Annotated in this window: 21 protein-coding genes; 13 read left to right on the top strand and 8 right to left on the bottom strand. The window is 53.8% G+C overall.

Annotated elements, in window-relative coordinates:
* The first annotated feature begins 29 nt into the window (after positions 1-29).
* Positions 30-677, top strand: coding sequence for a response regulator (locus J2I48_RS15760; RefSeq protein WP_207336429.1), 648 nt, complete (start codon positions 30-32; stop codon positions 675-677).
* On the opposite strand, the gene J2I48_RS15765 is transcribed toward J2I48_RS15760, so the two are convergent.
* On the bottom strand, positions 674-2,674 hold the full coding sequence (locus J2I48_RS15765; protein WP_229376339.1) for a sensor histidine kinase: 2,001 nt from the start codon (positions 2,672-2,674) through the stop codon (positions 674-676). The genes J2I48_RS15760 and J2I48_RS15765 overlap by 4 nt on opposite strands.
* Positions 2,675-3,088: 414 nt before the next feature.
* Here J2I48_RS15765 and J2I48_RS15770 point away from each other — a divergent pair, with 414 nt between their 5' ends.
* From J2I48_RS15770 to J2I48_RS15785, 4 genes are read left to right on the top strand one after another with little or no spacing between them, the layout of a single operon-like run.
* Positions 3,089-3,664, top strand: a complete 576-nt coding sequence (locus J2I48_RS15770; protein ID WP_207336430.1) for a thioredoxin family protein — start codon at positions 3,089-3,091, stop codon at positions 3,662-3,664.
* A 45-nt stretch (positions 3,665-3,709) separates the two neighbouring features.
* Positions 3,710-4,861, top strand: coding sequence for a glycosyltransferase family 87 protein (locus J2I48_RS15775; protein ID WP_207336431.1), 1,152 nt, complete (start codon positions 3,710-3,712; stop codon positions 4,859-4,861).
* A 34-nt stretch (positions 4,862-4,895) separates the two neighbouring features.
* Entirely contained in the window at positions 4,896-5,603 is a 708-nt protein-coding gene (locus J2I48_RS15780) for a class I SAM-dependent methyltransferase (RefSeq protein WP_207336432.1), read from the top strand.
* A 53-nt stretch (positions 5,604-5,656) separates the two neighbouring features.
* Complete coding sequence (locus J2I48_RS15785) at positions 5,657-7,321, top strand: amidase (RefSeq protein WP_207336433.1); 1,665 nt, start codon at positions 5,657-5,659, stop codon at positions 7,319-7,321.
* Between the two features lie 89 nt (positions 7,322-7,410).
* Here the strand turns inward: J2I48_RS15785 and J2I48_RS15790 are convergent, their stop codons facing one another.
* The 4 genes from J2I48_RS15790 to J2I48_RS15805 form a co-directional block, all read right to left on the bottom strand.
* Positions 7,411-7,935 (bottom strand): SgcJ/EcaC family oxidoreductase, encoded by a 525-nt coding sequence (locus J2I48_RS15790; protein WP_229376348.1) that lies wholly within the window; start codon positions 7,933-7,935, stop codon positions 7,411-7,413.
* Positions 7,936-8,008: 73 nt separating this feature from the next.
* The gene (locus J2I48_RS15795; RefSeq protein ID WP_207336434.1) at positions 8,009-8,839 is read right to left on the bottom strand and encodes a helix-turn-helix domain-containing protein; all 831 of its coding nucleotides are present in this window, start codon (positions 8,837-8,839) and stop codon (positions 8,009-8,011) included.
* A gap of 69 nt (positions 8,840-8,908) precedes the next feature.
* Positions 8,909-9,748, bottom strand: coding sequence for a helix-turn-helix domain-containing protein (locus J2I48_RS15800; protein WP_207336435.1), 840 nt, complete (start codon positions 9,746-9,748; stop codon positions 8,909-8,911).
* A gap of 15 nt (positions 9,749-9,763) precedes the next feature.
* Complete coding sequence (locus tag J2I48_RS15805) at positions 9,764-10,309, bottom strand: cupin domain-containing protein (protein WP_207336436.1); 546 nt, start codon at positions 10,307-10,309, stop codon at positions 9,764-9,766.
* A 217-nt stretch (positions 10,310-10,526) separates the two neighbouring features.
* Between J2I48_RS15805 and J2I48_RS15810 the strand changes: the two genes are divergently transcribed.
* The 8 genes from J2I48_RS15810 to nadD all read left to right on the top strand — a co-directional run bounded on the left by J2I48_RS15810 (position 10,527) and on the right by nadD (position 17,529).
* Entirely contained in the window at positions 10,527-11,831 is a 1,305-nt protein-coding gene (locus tag J2I48_RS15810; protein ID WP_207336437.1) for an aminotransferase class I/II-fold pyridoxal phosphate-dependent enzyme, read from the top strand.
* 137 nt (positions 11,832-11,968) lie between these two features.
* Positions 11,969-12,169 carry a BF3379 family histone-like protein gene (locus J2I48_RS15815; RefSeq protein ID WP_207336438.1) on the top strand — a complete coding sequence of 67 codons (201 nt, stop codon included), beginning with the start codon at positions 11,969-11,971 and terminating at the stop codon, positions 12,167-12,169.
* A 301-nt stretch (positions 12,170-12,470) separates the two neighbouring features.
* Positions 12,471-13,496, top strand: a complete 1,026-nt coding sequence (locus J2I48_RS15820) for a rod shape-determining protein (RefSeq protein WP_085411377.1) — start codon at positions 12,471-12,473, stop codon at positions 13,494-13,496.
* A 101-nt stretch (positions 13,497-13,597) separates the two neighbouring features.
* Complete coding sequence (gene mreC / locus J2I48_RS15825; protein WP_207336439.1) at positions 13,598-14,434, top strand: rod shape-determining protein MreC; 837 nt, start codon at positions 13,598-13,600, stop codon at positions 14,432-14,434.
* 23 nt (positions 14,435-14,457) lie between these two features.
* The gene (locus tag J2I48_RS15830) at positions 14,458-14,964 is read left to right on the top strand and encodes a hypothetical protein (RefSeq protein ID WP_207336440.1); all 507 of its coding nucleotides are present in this window, start codon (positions 14,458-14,460) and stop codon (positions 14,962-14,964) included.
* A 203-nt stretch (positions 14,965-15,167) separates the two neighbouring features.
* Entirely contained in the window at positions 15,168-15,785 is a 618-nt protein-coding gene (locus tag J2I48_RS15835; protein WP_207336441.1) for a sigma-70 family RNA polymerase sigma factor, read from the top strand.
* 471 nt (positions 15,786-16,256) lie between these two features.
* Positions 16,257-16,856 carry a guanylate kinase gene (gene gmk, locus J2I48_RS15845; protein WP_207336442.1) on the top strand — a complete coding sequence of 200 codons (600 nt, stop codon included), beginning with the start codon at positions 16,257-16,259 and terminating at the stop codon, positions 16,854-16,856.
* A gap of 88 nt (positions 16,857-16,944) precedes the next feature.
* On the top strand, positions 16,945-17,529 hold the full coding sequence (gene nadD / locus J2I48_RS15850; RefSeq protein WP_207336443.1) for a nicotinate (nicotinamide) nucleotide adenylyltransferase: 585 nt from the start codon (positions 16,945-16,947) through the stop codon (positions 17,527-17,529).
* Positions 17,530-17,545: 16 nt separating this feature from the next.
* Here nadD and J2I48_RS15855 read toward each other — a convergent pair whose 3' ends face one another.
* From J2I48_RS15855 to J2I48_RS15865, 3 genes are read right to left on the bottom strand one after another with little or no spacing between them, the layout of a single operon-like run.
* Positions 17,546-17,932, bottom strand: a complete 387-nt coding sequence (locus tag J2I48_RS15855; protein WP_207336444.1) for a hypothetical protein — start codon at positions 17,930-17,932, stop codon at positions 17,546-17,548.
* Between the two features lie 51 nt (positions 17,933-17,983).
* Positions 17,984-18,556: a hypothetical protein gene (locus tag J2I48_RS15860; RefSeq protein WP_207336445.1), complete on the bottom strand. Its 573-nt coding sequence runs from the start codon at positions 18,554-18,556 to the stop codon at positions 17,984-17,986.
* 32 nt (positions 18,557-18,588) lie between these two features.
* Positions 18,589-19,608: a M28 family peptidase gene (locus J2I48_RS15865; RefSeq protein WP_207336446.1), complete on the bottom strand. Its 1,020-nt coding sequence runs from the start codon at positions 19,606-19,608 to the stop codon at positions 18,589-18,591.
* Positions 19,609-19,661: the final 53 nt, after the last annotated feature.

Genomic DNA, 19,661 nt, shown 5'->3' on the forward strand with positions numbered 1-19,661 from the left:
AGTCATTGGCCAATCTAAAAAACCACACCATGACCACACCCCAGCGTATTCTCATTGCCGACAATCACCAGCTTTTTCTGGATGGCCTGCGTATGCTCCTCGACCGTATCGACACCTGCGAGGTGGTGGGCGACGCCAAAAACGGTCGCGAAGTGCTCGATTTCCTGGCCGAAAACCAGGTCGACTGCGTACTGATTGATGTGGAAATGCCCGAACTCAACGGCATCGAAGCTACTCAGATCATCAAACGGCAATGGCCCGACGTGCGGGTGCTGGCCATTAGCATGATGGGCGACTACACCACCGTGCAGCAGATGCTGAAAGCGGGGGCCGATGGGTATTTGTTAAAAGACATGGGCAAAGCCGAACTGGTTCGGGCGCTGGAGAGCGTGGCCGTAGGGCGCATTTTTATCAGCCCCGCCCTATCGCCGGTGCTCGTACACGGCGTTGCCGAACGGCCCATCAACCGTCAGGCCTATGCCGAGCCGCTCACCCGCCGCGAACGCGAGATCATGCTACTCATTCTGGATGGACTCACCAACGAACAAATGGCTCTGAAACTCTGCCTTTCGCGCACCACTATCGATACCCACCGGAAACATATTATGGGTAAGACCGGCTGCAAGAACTCAGCCGCCCTGGTACGTTACGCCCTGGAACGGAACATGCAGATTTAGGAGCGAACCGCTTCTACTACGGTGCCTTCGTTAGCATAAATGCGGAAATGACCGCCCAGCTCTTCGGTGCGGCGTTTCATGTTACTAATACCGTAATGGCGTTCGCCCGTGTCGGCATCATCGGGCGAGAAGTTAAGGCCCTGCCCATTATCTTGGATCGTGAGGCAAAACGTGCCGTCGTTTTGAGTTTTCAGGCGTACGGTGGCCTCAGTGGCGTGGGCGTGTTTCACCACGTTGCTCAATGCCTCCTGCACAATACGAAACAGGTTCAACACCTGCGCCGACGTAAGCGGCTGCCCCGAATCGCCCTCAATCTCGATGTCTACCTCCAGACCGTCGGTTTGCTGAACGTAGCGGTTTACGTACTGATTCAGGCGTTCGTCGAACTCGGCCAGGGTAAACCGCTCCTGCTGAATGGCCCAGATCGTTTCGCGCAGGGTGCGGATGGCATCGCGGGCGTAGCCCACGATGGTGCGCAGTTGATCGGCCTGGTTTTTCCCGTTCACGATGGGCTGCTGTTCCACCTGCCGGCCAATGTGCAACAGGCTGGTAATCATGAATGCCAGTTGTGCCCCCACGTTGTCGTGCAGGTCGCGGGCAATGCGTTCGCGCTCTTCCAGCAAGCTGTTTTTCTGCGCCAGCGTCTGTACCTCAGAGGCGTAGGTGGTGCGTTCCTGCTCGCGCTGACTACTCAGCAGGCGGTCGGTATGGTCGCGCATGAGCTTGTAGCGGAAGGCCAGCCCGAAGGTGAGGGCCAGCACTTCAAACAGGCCCATGGCGGCGTAGATGTCGAAATTGACCAACGGCCTGTAGGTAGGAATCAGCCCGAAGTTGGCTATCACCTGCCCAAAATTAAGCACGTAAAACGGGGTAATGGCTACCAGGTAGAGCCAGGCGGCACTGCGGTAATAGCGCCGGTAGAGGCTCATGAACACATAGGCGGCCATCACGGGCATGGGTAGCCAGTAGAACAGGGTAAACAGCCGCAGAAAAACAGTCTCAATCCAGGGCGACAGCTGCACCCAGTTTTCAATTACCAGCAGCAGTACACAGAAAAGCCCCGCCAGCAGTACGCCCGCACTCAGCCGGTGCAGCCAGCGGAGGGGTGTTTTCTTAAGCGGCAAAAACGTGCGCACAAACACCAGGTTGGAATAGAACAGCAGCAGCGGAAACAGGAAGTAGCAATTTTGGCGGGGCACCCAAAACTGCATCGATGGGGCAAACTGGTTTAGAAAGCCGTTGTTGATGACCATAAAGCCGATGAGGCAGATCACGCACAGCAGGTAGGTCCAGTAGATAGAGTCGCGGGTGGTGGCGAAGAAAAACAGGCTCATCAGGGCCACAAACAGCAGTGTCATGAGCACACCACCCCAAAACAGGTAGTCGCGCTGCATCCAGGTTTCGTAGGCGCCCTGCCGGAGCAAGGTGATGGGCACCACCTGCGCCCCCCGCACTTTCACCACCCGTAGATAGATGGTATAATCGGCACCAGCGGGCGCGGTAAAGGGAAAGAAAAAGTGCCGGTTATGCACCGGTCGCTGAGCCACCGGCGTACGCCAGCCCACCACCGGCGAGGCCGACACCAGCCCCGGTAAGGCGCTATTATCCGGCAAAAAAATGGCCTGCGTAGCCCCACCGCCCGTTTGCGTCACAAACAGTTGCAGCGACTCGAAGCACCAGAAATTAACGCGCACATACAGGGGCACGGGCTGACCCGTCACGTTCTGCACCCGAAACCGCAGCCAGATTGGGTTGGCCTGCCGCTGTTCGCTGGTGTAGCCTGCGTTGGGCACGGTTTTGCCAACGGGGCTAAACGTTAGCATCTGTATGTCACGCAGGTTGCGATGATGCAGCGAGTCGATATAGACGCTCAGCGAACGCTCGATGGGCAGGTCGGCCAGTACGTCGTCGGTGGGGGTTAGGGTGACTACGTCTGTTGTCTGAGCATACATATCGGGGCCGCCTGCCAGTAGCCACAGCAACAAAATCAAGATCATTCTCCCCTTCCGTACCATTCCCGCACTGGGCTGCTTTATCTGATAAACGAACATGTGTGGACCAATTGGATACCCGCCCGCCAGTGTCTTGCAACCGGTAACTGTATTGTCAGCTTAGGCCGATAGACTTAATAACAGAATTAGACGATCAGGCCTTGTTAAAGTAATGACAACCAATTGTTGAGGCCCATTTTTTTATGTAAGTGGCACACAAACACCACCTTTCACCCACAGCCGCACATTCCCGGCCCACTTTTTGCCGTTATTTGGTTGATAGTCATTTTGCTGCGCGGTCATTTGCCTGCGGCGTCATTGGCTTCGCGTCATTCAATAGCCACAACGAATGACCACCCAATGACGCCGCAGGCAAATGACCGCGCAGCAAAATGACCAATACCCCAACCATAAATCCGTATGCGCCGTTTTGCCCTGCCCCTGTTAGTTATCTGCCTGTTAGCCACCACGTTGTCGAGCTTCAAATCAGGTTTCGTGCCCAAACCGACCGCGTCTAAAATCAACTGGATCACGTTTAAAGAGGCTTATGAGCTAAACAAAAAAGCCCCCCGCAAAGTGATCGTCGATGTCTTTACCGACTGGTGTGGGTGGTGCAAAGTGATGGATCAGCGCACGTTCAGTCAGCCCGCCATCATCGACTACGTCAACGCGCACTATTACGCCGTGAAGCTCAACGCCGAAATGAACGAAGACGTAACCATCGGCGACCACACGTTTAAGAAGCAGGGCAACGCCCACGAACTGGCCATATCGCTGCTGAAGGGACAGATGGGCTACCCCACCACGGTGTTCATGAACGAAAAGATGGAGTTGATTCAGCCCATTTCGGGTTTTCTGGAGCCGCGTACGTTCCACCAGATCATCACCTATTTCGGCGGCGATTTTCAGACCAAAGAGAAATTCGACGATTTCAAGACCGGCACCTACGTCAAGGATTTTCAGCCGGCCATGCCCACGCCCGGTACGGGAAAATAAGTCAGGGTGGGTGAACGGCGTCTGTCGACTATTTTTGCCCCCCTTATGCTCGAGTTTTTCAAAAAGCCGCTCTTCAGCGATTTTCGTTTCATTTTCGGTGTGATCGCCGCGTTGGCCCTGTTCATCAGCATCCGCACGGTCTTTATCAGCCAATCGAACAATTACCTTATTTTCTACCACACCCTCGACCACCTCGTTGAGGGCACCGACCTCTACGCCAAGTACCCCGCCGAATACGAAGACCGCAACCATTACGCCCCCAGCTTTGGGGCCTTGTTTTCGCCAATTTTTGCGCTGCCCTATTCGGTAGGGCTGTTCGTCTGGCATTTTCTGTTTGCCGCCGTCTGGGTATATGCCATCTACCGCCTGCCGCTGACGCACCGCCAAAAAGTGGTTTGCTACTGGTTTTGTCTGCATGAGTTGTTTACGGCCCTTGCCAACAGCCAGACCAACCCGCTCATTACGGCCATTCCCATTTTCACGTTTCTGAGCTTCGAAAAACGGCAACCTCTGTGGGCGGCTTTCTTCCTTATCCTGGGTTTCAACATCAAGATATACAGCCTGGTGGGTGGTGCGCTCTTTTTGCTGTATCCACAGAAGGGGAAATTCCTGCTCAGTATGATTGGCTGGGCCGTGGTGATGGCCTTGTTTCCGCTGCTCTTTACTACGCCCAGCAGTCTGCTCTGGCAATACCAAAACTGGCTCACCGAACTGCTCAATAAAAACGACGTCGACAAGTGGGTGAACACGTCTACCCACCGGCTTGTGCACCAGACCATCTCGCCCGACATTTCTGGCTCGGTCATTATCGGGGTGGGCGTGGTCATTTTTTGTTCGGTGTTTGTGCATGTGCGGCACTACGGCGAACGTTGGTTCAGGCTCCTGCTGCTGGCCTCGGTGCTTATTTTCCAGGTCATTTTCAACCCCGTAGCCGAGTCGCCCGCCTACATTATTGCCGTTACGGGCGTGATGATCTGGTGGTCTGTCGGCCCCAAAACCTGGTATGACCGGGTGCTGCTCATCAGTTGTTTCGTGTTTACGGTCCTCTCCCCATCCGACCTGTTTCCGAAGACTCTGCGCGATGAATTTGTGCGCCCCTATGTGTTGAAAGCACTGCCCTGCGTGCTAATCTGGTTCCGACTGATTTATTTAGTACACACGTACACACCCGAACGCCAATCGTTGCAGTCGGCTTAATATCTTAGCGGTTTCTATTAAGTAGATTCCGTTTATGACCGAAACCGCTACCTGGATTGATTTTTGGCAAGGTGAGAACGCCTTCGACCAGTCGATGTCGATGAATTACGCGTACTTCCTCGACCGTGTTGAACAATACATCACCCTTACGCCGACTACCTCCGTGCTCGACGTTGGTTCTGGCCCCGGCCACCTGGCCGATGCCTGGCACCACCGGGTGGGTCGATTAACCGGCCTCGACATCGCCAAACGCTACAATGATATTGTCCGCGCCCGCCATGCCGACCACCCCAACGTGACGGTGCATGACCTGCCCGCCGACGACTTCCTGCACTTCCCGATGCTCGACGGCCACACCTTCGACGTAATCATCGTGATGAGTGTGTTGCAGTATTACCCCAACATCGAAGCGGTGGAAACGCTGCTCACCAACCTGAAAAGCCTGGCCAAACCCGGCACGAAAATCCTGCTTTGCGACCTCATCGTGGGCGAGGCCATGCTGAAAGACGTGGTCAGTGCGCTGGGACAGTCGTTGCGGCAGGGGCGGCTGGCAAAGATGCTGTCGCTACTGTTCCGGTTGCGCTTTTCGGCCTACTACGGCGTTCGGCAGCAGAATGGCTTTCTGGTCATTCCCCCCAACGAGTGGCTGGCCCTCTGCAAGCGCCTGGATCTGAAAGCCTACTTCCTGCCCGAACCCATCACGCTACAGCATGACCGCATGACGCTGCTGATCGATTTTTGAGGTGCCAGGGTCAGGGCAACGACAGGTATTGCGCAGATTGACGATATTGCTGTATGCAAAAATTTCTCCGCTTCACCCTCCTTTGTGCCGTATGTTTCATGGCTGGTGCCTTTTTCAACGCCCACAACGACCCCAAGCAACCCCTCACCGCCGAAGTCGCCGACGTAGCGTCGCGGCTGATGGACCTCTCGTTCTCCCCCGCCGAGCGCGATTCTATGCTCGACAACCTGAACGAACAGCGCCGCGACTACGAAACCATCCGCACGGCCAAGCTCACCAACGACGTTGCTCCGGCGCTGTATTTCAACCCATTACCTACGGGCTTTCAGCTACCACAGGGCACCGACTCGTTTGTGCCCCCCCTACCCACCGGTATTAAGCTACCCACCAACCGCGACGAACTGGCCTTCTACACCGTAGCCCAACTGGGCGAACTGATTCGGACGAAACAGATCTCGTCGGAAGCACTGACGCAGTTTTTCCTGAACCGACTGAAGACCCACGGCCCTAAACTATTCAACGTCATCACGCTCACCGAAGACCTGGCCCTGAAGCAGGCCCGCCAGGCCGATGCCGACCTTAAGGCCGGTAATTACCGGGGGCCGCTGCACGGCATTCCCTACGGTGCCAAAGACCTGCTGGCCCAAAAAGACTACAATACTACTTGGGGTTCAGTGCCTTATAAAAACCAAACCCTCAACTACGACGCTACGGTGATCCAGCGCCTCCAGGCTGCCGGGGCCGTACTCTGCGCCAAACTGGCCATGGGTGAACTAGCCATGGGCGACGTCTGGTTTGGGGGGAAAAGTCGCAATCCCTGGAAGCCCGAAAACGGGTCGAGCGGGTCATCGGCGGGGTCGGGGAGCACGGTGGCGGCAGGATTGCTGCCCTTTGCCATTGGCACCGAAACGCTGGGATCAATCGTCTCACCCTCAACGGTCTGCGGCGTCACAGGCCTGCGTCCTACCTACGGGCGCGTGAGCCGGCACGGGGCCATGGCCCTGTCGTGGTCGATGGATAAGATTGGCCCCATGACGCGTTCGGTAGGTGATTTGGCCCTGGTGTTCCGCGCCATTCAGGGACCCGACGGCTTCGACCCTACCGTACTGAACGTGCCCTTCCGGTATGCCCCCAAAGCGTCGCTCAAGGGGGTTCGGGTAGGGGTGGTGCAGAAAGCGTTCGACGGCGAATACCCTAACAAAGCCAACGACAAAGCCACGCTCGACATGCTCACCAAACTAGGTGCCACGCTCGTACCCATCGAACTGCCCGCCTTCCGTTACGGTGCCCTGACCATGATCATCGGCGTGGAAGGTGCCGCCGCCTTCGACGAGCTTACCCGCGACGGCCGCGACGACATGCTGGTGCGGCAACAGAAAAACGCCTGGCCAAACCGGTTTCGCTCGGCGCGGTTTATCCCCGCTGTTGAATACGTGCAGGCCAACCGCATCCGTACCCAACTCGTCAACCAGATGTATGCCGTCCTGAAGAAAGCAAACGTTGACGTGTATATGTCACCGACCTACGCGGGTGGCAACCTCACGCTCACCAACCTCACCGGCCACCCCTGCGTGGTGCTGCCCAACGGCTTCAACGCCGAAAAAACGCCCAGCAGCATCACGTTCAACGGCCAGCTCTTCGCCGAAGGTCAGATCCTCGCCGTGGCCAAAGCCTACCAGGAAGCCACCAACTGGCACAAGCAACACCCGGCTCTGTAATGTGGGCAAAAGAGTAGCGGAGTCTGGCGGCTAGCCTGATGGCATCATCAGACTCCTTGCCAGACTCCGCTACTCTTTTGCCCAACCCCTTACTTCCGCGACATAGTCACGGGGTTACTGGCGGCTGCCTGCGCATTGATCGACACGTTTTGAGCGGCGGTCAGGAGCCATTTACCGTCTTTTTTCACGAAAACAAGGGTAGCCAGATCGTCGCCTTCGGGCCGTTTGTTGGTGCCGTGGTCGATACCGTCGGGTGGGTAATAAGCCCCGATATGCCACAAAAGGTGCCCAATGGCCACTTCGGGCGTGACGAAGCGGATGGTCAGGCTTTGCTGAGTCAGGGGGGTGGTCTTGAAAAACATGTCGTGAAACACCTGGTGAGCCAGCCGTACTTCTTCGCGGCCTTTCCACCACATCCCTACCACGTTTACCCAGTCGGCATCGGGCGTGGCCCAGGTGGCAATGTCGTTGTAATTGTGCGTATGCCAGCTTTTCAGCATGGCATCTACGGTGTTTTGAATGGCCTTTTCATCGGCCGCCATGGTACTTTTCTGGCCGTAGGCCGTACCGAAGAGCAATGTCAGGAGCGCCGCTAGCATGAGGTATCGGTTCATAACCGGGTTGGTTTTTGTTCGGCACAAACCTAGCGCTACCCAATGGGCCACCGACTGTAAAAAAACGACATCCTTACAACCCCGTTTTCCGGTCGGGCGAGGCGGCTTCCTGGGCCAGGAGCATGGCGGGTGTCACCTCGGCAAACTGCCGGAAGTCACGCATCAGGTGGGCGTAGTCGTAGTAGCCGCAGGCATAGGCCACGTCGAGCCAGTCGAGTTGAGGGCGCTGCGTTTTAAGTTTAAACGCCCGGTCGAACCGCACAACGCGGGCGTAAAATTTGGGACTCATGCCCATACGGGCCAGAAACCGGCGCTCAAACTGGCGGCTGCTCAGGCAGGCCTGATCGGCCAGCCAATCTAAAGAAAGCGGTTTTTCAGCCATCCGCAGGGCCACAATAGCCCGGTCTATTGGCTGCATACCGAGGCGAAGACGGCCTATTTTCTTCAATAAGTAACTGTCAATCAACGCGATCATCCGATCATAATCGACCTCTTCGCGCAATCGACGGTTCAACTCGTTGATGTCGGCATCGGGCAGGTCTTCGGCGCTAATTTCTTTTCCCTGAAACGCGGTGATGGGCATTTCACCCAAAAACTGGTGCAAAAACCCCGGCCTGAAACAGACCTGAATAATGAGGTGATCCTGCCCAAACTGGATGTTGATCCGGGACGTCTGCTGCCCCACAAAAATGCTGGTTGCGCTCAGGCGGGTCTCGTCGGTGCTGTTGGTAATCACCCGCACCTCGCTGCGGGGGTAAAAGAAAAGCGACTGCTCGGCATCGGGCGGAACGGGCTTGATACGCTGGCGGTCAGGTACGTTCGTAAGGTCTACGTGCAGGAGCAAATAATGCCGTATGTAGGGGCGCAACGCCGGATGTGGCCGTATGTTGGGCTGAAAAACCATGGTTAAAACTCCTGATTTACAGCCATTTTATCAACTCATTTTTAGGCCCCGGTCAGGCTGTCAGCGCAGCTACGTCTCGGCCCGGCCAAACGTACGTTCGGGGGCGTGGGCATCCTGTTGCAGAAACTCGTTGGGTGTCAGGTACGTAAACTCCTTGAAATCGCGGACAAGGTGCTGGTAATCGTAGTAGCCTAGTTCCAGCGCCACACTCAGCCAGTCTTTGGCAGGCTGCGCGTTTTTGAGTTTCATTGCCTGCTCGAAACGGGCAATTCGGGCATACACTTTAGGACTAATACCCTCACGTTCAAGAAACTGCCGGTAAAACTGCCGCTGACTCAGACACGCCTGATCGGCCAGCCAGTCGAGCCGGACCGTGCCGGGATGCTGAAGCAGAAACTGGCCCACCCGGTCAATGGGGCGCAGCTGTTTTCTGGCCCGGCCAATGAGGTAAAACAGAAAGTCTTCCACAATAGCCACCATCTCGGTATAGTGCCGGGTGTAGCTCAGGCGCTCATTCACCAGCCTGATCTCGCCCGAAAAAACGGCTTCGGCATCTACAAACGTGTTGGTCAGTTCGTGCGCCGGAATGCCCGTGAGCCGAAACAAGGCCCCCGGCTGAAACTGCACCTGAAACACCATAAAATCGCGCCCCACGTGCCGGTTCGTGACAACCGTGTGCTGGCCGTAGAGCCGCGACCGGGCGCTCTCGATGGGGTTGCCGTCAAGCCCGTAAGCTACTTTTTCGGGGTCTTTCGGGAAAAACGACAGGCAGTTTTCGGCCCGGGGCCAATAGGCTTTAACGGGCAATACAGGCATCGTGGCCGGAAATTCGCAGCCTACAATCTGCAACAGCCGCACATACTCGCGCAGGGGCGGACTGGGAAGCCGGTAATCGAAAATGGCGACCATAGCACAACGGTTTACCTACGTCAAAGATAGAGGTGGGCCAAGCACCGTCATGCCGTGGTCAGCGTGAATTCTCTGAATTAATGCCTCGGTTGGCGGACCCTTTAACTCGTTCATTACCAGAAAGAAGTCCTCCAGTTTGCCCGCCGGTTGTACCTGATACAGCAGCTTACCGACGTCGGTCAGTTGTATCCAGGTATGGGGCATGTTGCGCGGGCCAAACACGGTATCCCCTGCCTTGACCGTGAAGGTTTCTTTGCCCACCTGAAACCGGTATTCTCCCTCAACCACATAAAACAGTTCGTCCTGATCGGTATGGACATGCAGTGGTGGTCCTACCTTCTGATGGCCCATGTATTCAAACACGGCGAGCATCCCGCCCGTGTCCTTCCCCGACACTTTCAGGTCGTTGGCGTTGACACCCTGAAAAGGCGTGTGCACACCAAAGCGGGCCTCCCCCGCTTTTACCGTAAATGGTTTGGCCGGAGCAGGCTTACCGGGCGCGGCCTGTGCCAGCAACGAAGTAGTCGCCAGGCTGGAAGCAAGAAATGTTCTGCGTTGCATAATCCATTGGTTTAAACGTGATTATGCAAAAGTCTGCCCCTGGCAGAGGAGTCTGGTGGTAAAAAACGGACATACTTGCCCGACCAGCCGTCCTTAACCGATTCTTCATTTTACCGCATCGGCCGACCGATTCTACATTATTCATTTTACATTATTCATTATTTTTGCACTAAATACATTGGAAACAGGGCCTTAGGGCCTAAAACGGCTTTATAAAGTGGATTTATTTGAGAAACTGCGCACCAATCTCGGCCCTATTGGCTCGACTTCCCGCGAATTTAACGCCCATCATTATTTTGTTTTTCCTAAGCTCACTGGTGATCTGGGACCTTACATGACGTTTAAGGGTAAGCAGGTGCTGAACTGGAGTCTGAATAACTACCTGGGCCTGGCCAACCACCCTGAGGTGCGCGAAGCCGATACCCAGGGCACTGCCGACTGGGGCCTTGCTTACCCCATGGGTGCCCGTATGATGTCGGGCAACAGCGATATGCACGAAGAACTCGAGCAGCAACTCGCCGAGTTTGTGGGCAAAGAAGATGCGTTTCTGCTCAACTACGGCTACCAAGGCGTAATGTCGGCTATTGAAGCGCTCGTTGACCATCGCGACGTGATCGTGTATGACGCCGAATCGCACGCCTGTTTGATCGACGGCATTCGGCTGCATAAGGCTAAAATGGGCGAGTATTATAAGTTCAACCACAACGACATGGCCAGCCTGGAGAAAAACCTGGAGCGGGCTACCAAAAAAGCCGCCGAGAAAAACGGTGGTATTTTGGTTATCACCGAAGGCGTTTTCGGTATGTCGGGCAAAGTGGGTAGCCTCGACAAGATTGTGGCGTTGAAAGAAAAATACAACTTCCGCCTGCTTGTCGACGACGCTCACGGATTTGGTACGATGGGCGCCACCGGCGCGGGCGTAGGCGAAATGCTGGGTTGCCAGGATGGTATCGACGTGTACTTCTCTACGTTTGCCAAATCAATGGCCGCCATTGGTGCGTTTGTAGCCGCCGACCGCGACATCATCATGTACCTGAAATACAACATGCGGTCGCAGACCTACGCCAAGGCCCTGCCCATGCCGTATGTAGTAGGTGCCATGAAACGCCTCGAACTGATTAAGAAACACCCTGAACTCCGCGAGAAACTCTGGGAGAACGTGCGGGCGTTGCAGGATGGCCTGCGTGAGCGCGGCTTCAACATCGGCGAGACGGAATCGCCGGTTACGCCGGTGCTATTGCAGCACAACGGCGGTTTGCCAGCAGCTACGGCCATGGTGCGCGACATGCGCGAGAACTATGGTGTTTTCTGCTCAATCGTGCACTACCCCGTTGTTCCGAAGGAAGTAGTAATGCTCCGTATCATTCCCACGGCGGCCCACTCGCTCGACGACGTACAGTACACCCTGAAGGTGTTTAGCGAGATCTACGCGAAGCTGGTAAATGGCGATTATAACGGCGAAAATGGGCCAAATTCGGCTGAATTGGCCGAAATAGCCGTCTCCGAGTCTGCCGCTGAGTAATCTTATCAGCCTTTAGTTGCATTATTCGGATATTTTTTTGACACCTCTCTTGCGGTGTATGTGAGAATAGTTATATTTCGCCCAAATCCGCGTTTTTAGCGTATTTAAGCACATTTTCACACATAAACCCCAATCGTATGACACGCTTTGAGGAAGTAAAAAACCTGATTATGTCACTCGAAGGTGACTTCGACAAATTTTACGACAAAGAGAATCAGGCCGCCGGAACTCGTGTACGGAAAGGTATGCAAGACCTGAAAACAATGGCGCAAGACATTCGGGCTGAGGTTCAGAATAAAAAGAATGCCGCGACCGCACCCGGTTCGGCAAAAAAGTAATCCCGTTCTGTTTGCCCAGAACCCACCCTGTTGCTCTCAGCAGGGTGGGTTCTGTGTTTATAGGGCTGACAGTCACGGCAAAAACAAAAGTCGATTCAGGCAGTGGGCTAAAGTTCTCTTTAATTATCCCTACTTTTGTGTGCATTTTTGGAGACAATCCGTAAAGCGCAGAAAACAAGACTCATTGACCAGTTAGCAACGGCTGTTTCTTGGGTACAGGAAGCTGTTTTATGCGCCTTATCATTTGCTCTCATCCTCTCTTAGTAGCCAAACAACGCATCCGATACGTAACCAGCCTGAAATGGGACTTTTTAATTTTTTGACCAGCGACATTGCCATCGACTTAGGCACCGCCAATACACTCATCATTCATAAAGACCGGATTGTGGTCGACGAACCGTCGATCATCGCGATGGACAAGGTCAGCGGTAAAGTGCTGGCCATTGGGCATAAAGCGATGCAAATGCACGAAAAGACCAACGAAAACATCAAAACCATTCGTCCCCTTAAAGACGGCGTAATTGCCGACTTTACGGCGGCGGAACTGATGATTCGGGGGTTGATTAAGATGATTGAGTCGGGCAACCGGTTGTTTTCTCCCTCACACCGGATGGTCATCTGCATTCCATCGGGCATCACTGAAGTAGAAAAACGCGCCGTTAAGGACTCAGCCGAACACGCTGGTGCTAAAGAAGTATACATGGTGCACGAACCCATTGCAGCCGCTATCGGTATCGGGATAGATATTACTCAGCCCAACGGCACCATGATTGTCGACATCGGGGGGGGGACCACCGAAATCGCCGTGATTGCGCTGTCGGGCATTGTTTGCGAACAGTCGATCCGCATTGCCGGCGACGTGTTTACGCGCGACATTGTCGACTACATGCGTCGCGAGCACAACCTGCTCATTGGTGAGCGCTCGGCCGAACAAATCAAGATGGAAGTAGGCTCGGCCCTGCCCGAACTCGACAACCCACCCGCCGACTACGAGATTCGGGGTCGTGACCTGATGACGGGTATTCCTAAAGAGATCAAGGTTACCTACAGCGAAATCGCCTACGCACTGGATAAGTCAATCTCTAAGATTGAAGAAGCCGTGATGAAAGCCCTCGAAGTGTCGCCACCCGAACTCTCGGCCGACATTTACACCAACGGTATTCACCTCACGGGCGGCGGTGCGCTGTTGCACGGTCTCGACAAGCGCCTGGCCAGCAAAACCAAGCTCCCTATTCACGTAGCCGACGACCCGCTCAAGGCCGTGGTGAAAGGCACCGGCGAGGTCATCAAAAACCTCGATCTCTATAAGTCAGTATTGATATCATAAGAGACAAGAGGTAAGAGACAAGAAGCAAGAAAGCAACATGCAGGACGACGAAGGCGATTCATCTTGTATCTTGCCTCTCGCTTCTTGTCTCTTTTTTAACAGTGGAACAACTCTTTGCCTTTATAGCCCAAAGCCGCAACTTCATCCTGTTTGTGTTGCTGGAGGTGCTATGTTTTTACTTCATTGTCAATACCAACAACTACTGGAGCGCGAGTTTCTTCAACACGTCTAACCGCTACGCCGCCCAGATGCTGGCCTGGTCGAACACGGCGCAGGAGTATACCAACCTGCGGCAAGTAAACGCCGACCTGGCTTCGGAAAACAAGCAGCTACGCCAGCAGCTTACCAAATTGCAACAGGGATCGCCCAGCGCGCCAGCCGCTTACCGCGCCGACTCAGTTTTTGCCAACCGGTTTAAGTTTACGGTGGCCAAAGTGATTAACAATACCACTACGCTGGCCAACAATTACCTAACCATCGACAAAGGCACTGCCGACGGCCTTAAGCCAGGTATGGGGGTTATCTCGCCAACGGGCATTGTTGGTAGCGTGAAATCGTGCAACGACCATTTCTCGGTTGTCACGTCCATTCTGCACTCTAAGTTCTACGTGTCGGCCAGTTTAATAAAAGCCAATGAAATTGGTACGGCCCGCTGGATGGGTGCCGACCCCACCCGCATGAGCCTGCTCGACATTCCACGCTACAAGCCAGTGGCCAAAAATGATTCGGTCGTCACCTCCGACCATAATACCGTGTTTCCGCCGGGTATTCTTATTGGTCGCGTGCGGACCATAGGTACACAAACCAACCAGCCTTTCCACGAACTGACCATCGATCTGTCGACTAACTTTGGCAATCTTTCGTTCGTCTACGTGGTCGACAATCAGTTACGTGCTCAGCAGGAACAAGTTGAGCAGCAAGTTGACAGCGACCGATAGGCCCGCCGCTGTTGTCCCCGCCCATGACCTTACGCGAAATCATTTCCACCATTCTGCTTTTTGTACTGTACCTGACGCTCCAAATTCTGATTGTCAGAAACCTGGTGTTGTTCGACTATGGCTTCTGCTTTCTCTATGTAGCCTGTATTTTGCTGTTGCCCAATGAGTTAAGCCAAACACTAGTCCTGCTTATTGCCTTTGCCACCGGCGTTATCGTAGACACGTTTTACAATACGCTGGGAATGCACGCCGCCGCCACGGTGCTTATGGCCTATGTGCGGCCCTTGGTGGTGCGGGTGCAGATGGCGCAACGCATTCAGGAGGCACGAGTGCTGTTTACGCTTCAGGAGTTGGGTTTCGCCGAATTCTTCCGCTACGTGATCGTGCTGGTGTTCATCCACCACAGTGCCCTTTTTCTGATAGAGGCAGGTAGCTTGAGTCTGTTGCTGCCCACGCTGTTTCGCATTGGTGCCAGCGCCTTATTTACAACGATTAGCATTGTACTAATCCAGTTTTTCACCCGTAATTAAGCCTGGCGTTACTGGCAAAAGCGCATAACAACACAAAGCCTATCTTGTTGGTTCTGCCATTTTGGCCGATTCGCGGGAATATTAAACAAAGGTTTGGTTTTTGCGGTATAGTCTCTGTCGGCGACTCTCTCATAGGAACGATTGATGTGCTTTCCACAAATCAATCAGTAGTCGTGGCTGAACGTTTTTTAACGCCTACTTTTATGTCGACAATGCCCGAAACCATGTCAGACACCACGCCCACACGCGGATACACCGACGATCAGAAATACCAGATCTTCAACAAGGAGTTCATGCCCCACATCGACTCCATGTACAACTTCGCGTTCCGTTTGACGATGGACGAAGACGACGCCAACGATCTCGTGCAGGACACGTATCTGAAGGCTTTCCGCTTCATATCGTCATTTGAGCAAGGAACTAACGCCAAAGCATGGCTGTTCAGAATCCTGAAGAATAGCTTCATCAACGACTATCGGAAGAAAAGTAAGGAGCCTGCAAAGGTTGATTACCAGGACGTTGAGACGACCTACAACTCCGAAGACTCAGAAACCGAACACACCGTCGACCTGCGGGCCGAGACCGTGTCGGACCTGATTGGCGATGAAGTGGCAACAGCCCTGAACTCGTTGCCGGTTGACTTCCGTACCGTCATTATTCTGTGCGACATTGAAGGATTTACTTATGAAGAGATGGCCAAAATTCTGGACATTCCCATTGGTACGGTTCGGTCGCGGTTGCACAGGGCACGTAACTTATTGAAAGAAAAGCTGCGCGATTATGCGGCGTCAATGGGATACAACGAAAATATTGACGACTAAAGCGAACTTTTACGATACATACGTTGGTTAGACTGATAGCAACAATATCACTAATCTTGGAATAAATAACATTTTTCCAATGCAAACGTCTTTGCCAAAATCGCCGTCGGAGGTCCCGAGGAGTATGAAACACACGTGTGAGCATCAGTCCGACTGCCTGAAATTTATTCAGATGGTTCTTGATGGTGCTGCGACCGAGAAGGATCTTGACCAACTTCAACGTAATCTGGAATCCTGCCAACCGTGCATCGAGATGTATCATCTTGAAAAAGAAGTGAAAGCATTGTTGCAAAACCGGATGGAGAAACGATGCTGCCCTGAGCAGCTAATCGAATCGATCCGAACGCGCATCGCCACATTTAGCTAAGTAAGCCGCCACAGGCATCAAATCGGGGTAAGTGACTAGGTTGAGTTTTCAACCCATTCACTTACCCCGATTCGTTTTTTGTACTTTTGACCAAAAAACCGGCTTTGAAAGGTAAACTCATCATCTTCTCGGCTCCGTCTGGTTCGGGCAAGACCACCATTGTTCACCACCTGCTGAACACTAACGCCAACCTGGGCTTCTCTATCTCGGCCTGCACCCGCGACCGCCGGGGCCGCGATGAGCAAAACGGCAAGGACTACTACTTCCTGACCCCCGAAGAGTTTAAGCAGAAGATCGACGCCAACGAGTTTGTGGAATGGGAAGAGGTCTATGTGGGTGCGTTCTACGGCACGTTAAAGGCTGAGATTCAGCGCCTTTGGGATTCGGGCAAGCATGTGCTATTCGACGTCGACGTGCAGGGAGGGCTAAAATTGAAAGAATACTACGGCGATCAGGCGCTATCTGTGTTTGTGAAAGTACCCGACGAAGAAACCCTGCGCCAGCGACTCATTGGCCGGGGCACCGAAACCGAAGACAGCCTCTCGAAGCGCCTGTTTAAAGTCCACTTCGAAATGTCGTTCCAGGATCGTTTCGACGTGGTGCTGGTCAACGACGAACTGGAAGAATCCTTCCTCAAAGCCCAGAAACTCATCGACGATTTTATTCAACATGACATCGTCCCGCCCAAAGCGACGGTCATTTAACAGTTTACTGTTCACTGTCTTCTGTTGCTTCGCCGCACCGGTCAGCAGTACGCTTGCGAAGCAACAGAAGACAGTAAACTCCCTTCCCATGAACATTGGTCTTTTTTTTGGATCGTTCAACCCTATTCATGTTGGGCATTTGATCATTGCCAACACCATGGCCACGACCACAGACCTAGGTCAGGTATGGTTTGTAGTATCGCCGCAGAATCCGTTTAAGAAGACCAAGAGCCTGTTGCACGAGTTCGACCGGCTCGACATGGTGGAACGAGCCATTGCCGACAACAACCGCCTGAAAGCCACCGACGTTGAGTTTTCGATGCCCAAGCCCAGCTATACGATTGACACGCTGGATAAGCTACGTTCAACATTTCCGCAGCACACATTCCGGCTCATTATGGGGGAAGACAATTTGGCACAGTTTGCCAACTGGAAGGCCCACGAGCGCATCCTGACAGAGATTGGCCTCTACGTATATCCCCGTCCGGCGCGTGAGTCAGTAACTATGCCCAGCCCGTTTCTGACACATGCTAACGTGCGGCTGGTGAGTGCCCCCCTGCTCGACATTTCGGCCACGTTCATCCGCGAGGCCATCCGCACCAACCGGTCGATCCGCTACATGGTGCCCGACGTGGTAGAGGAGATGATTACCCGTAAGAAATTCTATTTGTAGCGCTCCACTCTTTCACTCATGGTACCCCTGCCTGCACACTAATTTCGGTGACGAGGCCGATGGCGCTGACCTTCAGAGCAACACTTTTGGCTCTTGATTTCGCTCCGGTATTGTCGCCAACACACTGCGGGCCTTTTTCCACGTAATAGACGTAGTACTTCTGGTTCCGGTCTTCGATCTGATTCACATCCGGACGACCCAGGTATTTGCCCAAATCGTTGGCGTGCATACCCTTCAACTGGTCTTTAACCTGTTGAAAGTTAGCCAGTTGACTTTGTCGATCTCCCTTACAGCCGCCCCGGTCGTTGCGCCACGCTTTCAGGTTTAACGTACCCAGCGTATCGGGACCAGCGCAACCCAAACTGAGCAAAAGGCTCGACAGAATAATTCCTCTACGTAGCATCAAATAGGTGGTGAGTGAACGGGCATATAAGGCCGCTAGTACTAAACTCTTTTACAGGCCTTTTGGATTGAACAAGGTTGGTACCCGGCGACCAAACTGGGCATTGTGTCGTCGTATGGCTCTCGTTGTGTTAACTATCGAGGTAATGTTGAACGTGGCCGAGACAACAACGCCCACCATTGCCGTGGCCCCTGACACAATAATAAGTGGCTTTGGGTCATCACGCTGATAGGTTTGTCCGCTCACTACCACAAGTGGAGCAGCAGCCAGCCGGACAACCGAATAACTCAAAACCACCAACGGAACAACCGAAGCTATTCCCGCAAAAAGCCCTCTTCTACTCTGCCGGTTTGCACGTTTGGCGGGTACGCTGACCAACGAATCAGGAGAGAAAACGAGCGGGAAAGCCCTGTCCGTAATTCTGAAGACACCTTCCTTGAACCTGAAGACAGGGATATTAACAAGCGAGAAGACATGCTCGGCGGGGCCTTGTCTGTCGTTGAAGCTCCGAGTAGCGTTTAAATAAGCGTTGGTGTCTGCTGATACCCGTAGCGAATCGGCTTGTTGCGCCATCGCGGGTATGGTCAGTAGCAGAAAACAGCAAAAACGGTAAACTAACTTCATGGTTCAGACCCGTTTGTTTCCCTGCTGACCCTTTATTGCACCTGTTCGTTGTAAACGGCTTGCACCAGCGTTTGCCCCACGGCCTTGAGCGTGTTCTTGTCGATGTTGCGCATGTCATCTTCTGCGGTGTGCCAGTCGGGGAAGAAACTGCCCGTGGTGGTGCTGAGGTGGATGATATCGACGGTGGGGATTTTAGCAATCAGGTTGGGGGCCATATGGTCGTCGGTGATGGGCGTGGCGTTTTGTTCCAGAAAATACTGGCCATAGCCCAACCGGCTGGCGGTATTCCAGAGCGTTTGCACTACGCTGGGGGCATACTGCATAGAATAGCCTTCGCGCTGGAATGTAGCTCCTTTGGCACCCACCATATCGAGCAATACGCCATAATAGGCTGTGTAGCCAGGTTTATGTGGATTTTTGGCCCAATGCCGCGAACCCAGGCAAAAGCCAATGTAATCGAACTGGCCACTGGCAGGTTCGGTGTCGCCAACGGCTTTGTCGCCGTCACCCCAGTCTTCGGCGTCGAAAAAGATGAGATCGACACCCACAGCGGGTTTGGTTTTGGCCTGCTGAATAGTCCGGGCCATTTCGAGCAGCACCGCCACGCCACTGGCCCCGTCGTTGGCGGCGGGCACGGGCTTCTTCACATTGGCAGGAATGCTATCATGATCGGAAAAGCGACGCGAATCCCAGTGAGACGAGAAGAAAATGCGCTTGGTGGCTTTGGGATTAATGACGCCAATAATATTGCGCCCTTTTACCATGATGCCGTCCCACCCTTTGGCCGTGAAGGGTTGTTCAATCACCTCCACACCATACTGCTTCAGTTTGGCCACGATATAGTCACCACCGCGTTCGTGAGCAGGCGTATTGGGCACCCGCGGACCAAAAGCCAGTTGCTGCTCGATGCTCTTGTAGGCCGAGTCACCCACAAAGGTAGGTGCAGCCACCATAGCCGGTTCGGACGAGGTAGATTCCGTTGATTTTTTGCCGCTATCGCCACAGGCGAAAAGGGTAACTGCCAGCGTAGCAGCAAGGAGATACTTTATCATGTTGACTTATTAATGAGGCAATTTACTCTTCATATGTCCAGTCGATGCGGTGT

The sequence above is a fragment of the Fibrella aquatilis genome, assembly GCF_017353255.1.
GTDB lineage: Bacteria > Bacteroidota > Bacteroidia > Cytophagales > Spirosomataceae > Fibrella > Fibrella aquatilis.

Bases quoted from the DNA above. Each gene is read 5' to 3' on its own strand.
- J2I48_RS15760 (WP_207336429.1), top strand. From the start codon at position 30: ATGACCACACCCCAGCGTATTCTCATTGCCGACAATCACCAGCTTTTT.
- J2I48_RS15765 (WP_229376339.1), bottom strand. From the start codon at position 2,674: ATGATCTTGATTTTGTTGCTGTGGCTACTGGCAGGCGGCCCCGATATG.
- J2I48_RS15770 (WP_207336430.1), top strand. From the start codon at position 3,089: ATGCGCCGTTTTGCCCTGCCCCTGTTAGTTATCTGCCTGTTAGCCACC.
- J2I48_RS15775 (WP_207336431.1), top strand. From the start codon at position 3,710: ATGCTCGAGTTTTTCAAAAAGCCGCTCTTCAGCGATTTTCGTTTCATT.
- J2I48_RS15780 (WP_207336432.1), top strand. From the start codon at position 4,896: ATGACCGAAACCGCTACCTGGATTGATTTTTGGCAAGGTGAGAACGCC.
- J2I48_RS15785 (WP_207336433.1), top strand. From the start codon at position 5,657: ATGCAAAAATTTCTCCGCTTCACCCTCCTTTGTGCCGTATGTTTCATG.
- J2I48_RS15790 (WP_229376348.1), bottom strand. From the start codon at position 7,935: ATGAACCGATACCTCATGCTAGCGGCGCTCCTGACATTGCTCTTCGGT.
- J2I48_RS15795 (WP_207336434.1), bottom strand. From the start codon at position 8,839: ATGGTTTTTCAGCCCAACATACGGCCACATCCGGCGTTGCGCCCCTAC.
- J2I48_RS15800 (WP_207336435.1), bottom strand. From the start codon at position 9,748: ATGGTCGCCATTTTCGATTACCGGCTTCCCAGTCCGCCCCTGCGCGAG.
- J2I48_RS15805 (WP_207336436.1), bottom strand. From the start codon at position 10,309: ATGCAACGCAGAACATTTCTTGCTTCCAGCCTGGCGACTACTTCGTTG.
- J2I48_RS15815 (WP_207336438.1), top strand. From the start codon at position 11,969: ATGACACGCTTTGAGGAAGTAAAAAACCTGATTATGTCACTCGAAGGT.
- J2I48_RS15820 (WP_085411377.1), top strand. From the start codon at position 12,471: ATGGGACTTTTTAATTTTTTGACCAGCGACATTGCCATCGACTTAGGC.
- J2I48_RS15830 (WP_207336440.1), top strand. From the start codon at position 14,458: ATGACCTTACGCGAAATCATTTCCACCATTCTGCTTTTTGTACTGTAC.
- J2I48_RS15835 (WP_207336441.1), top strand. From the start codon at position 15,168: ATGTCGACAATGCCCGAAACCATGTCAGACACCACGCCCACACGCGGA.
- nadD (WP_207336443.1), top strand. From the start codon at position 16,945: ATGAACATTGGTCTTTTTTTTGGATCGTTCAACCCTATTCATGTTGGG.
- J2I48_RS15855 (WP_207336444.1), bottom strand. From the start codon at position 17,932: ATGCTACGTAGAGGAATTATTCTGTCGAGCCTTTTGCTCAGTTTGGGT.
- J2I48_RS15860 (WP_207336445.1), bottom strand. From the start codon at position 18,556: ATGAAGTTAGTTTACCGTTTTTGCTGTTTTCTGCTACTGACCATACCC.
- J2I48_RS15865 (WP_207336446.1), bottom strand. From the start codon at position 19,608: ATGATAAAGTATCTCCTTGCTGCTACGCTGGCAGTTACCCTTTTCGCC.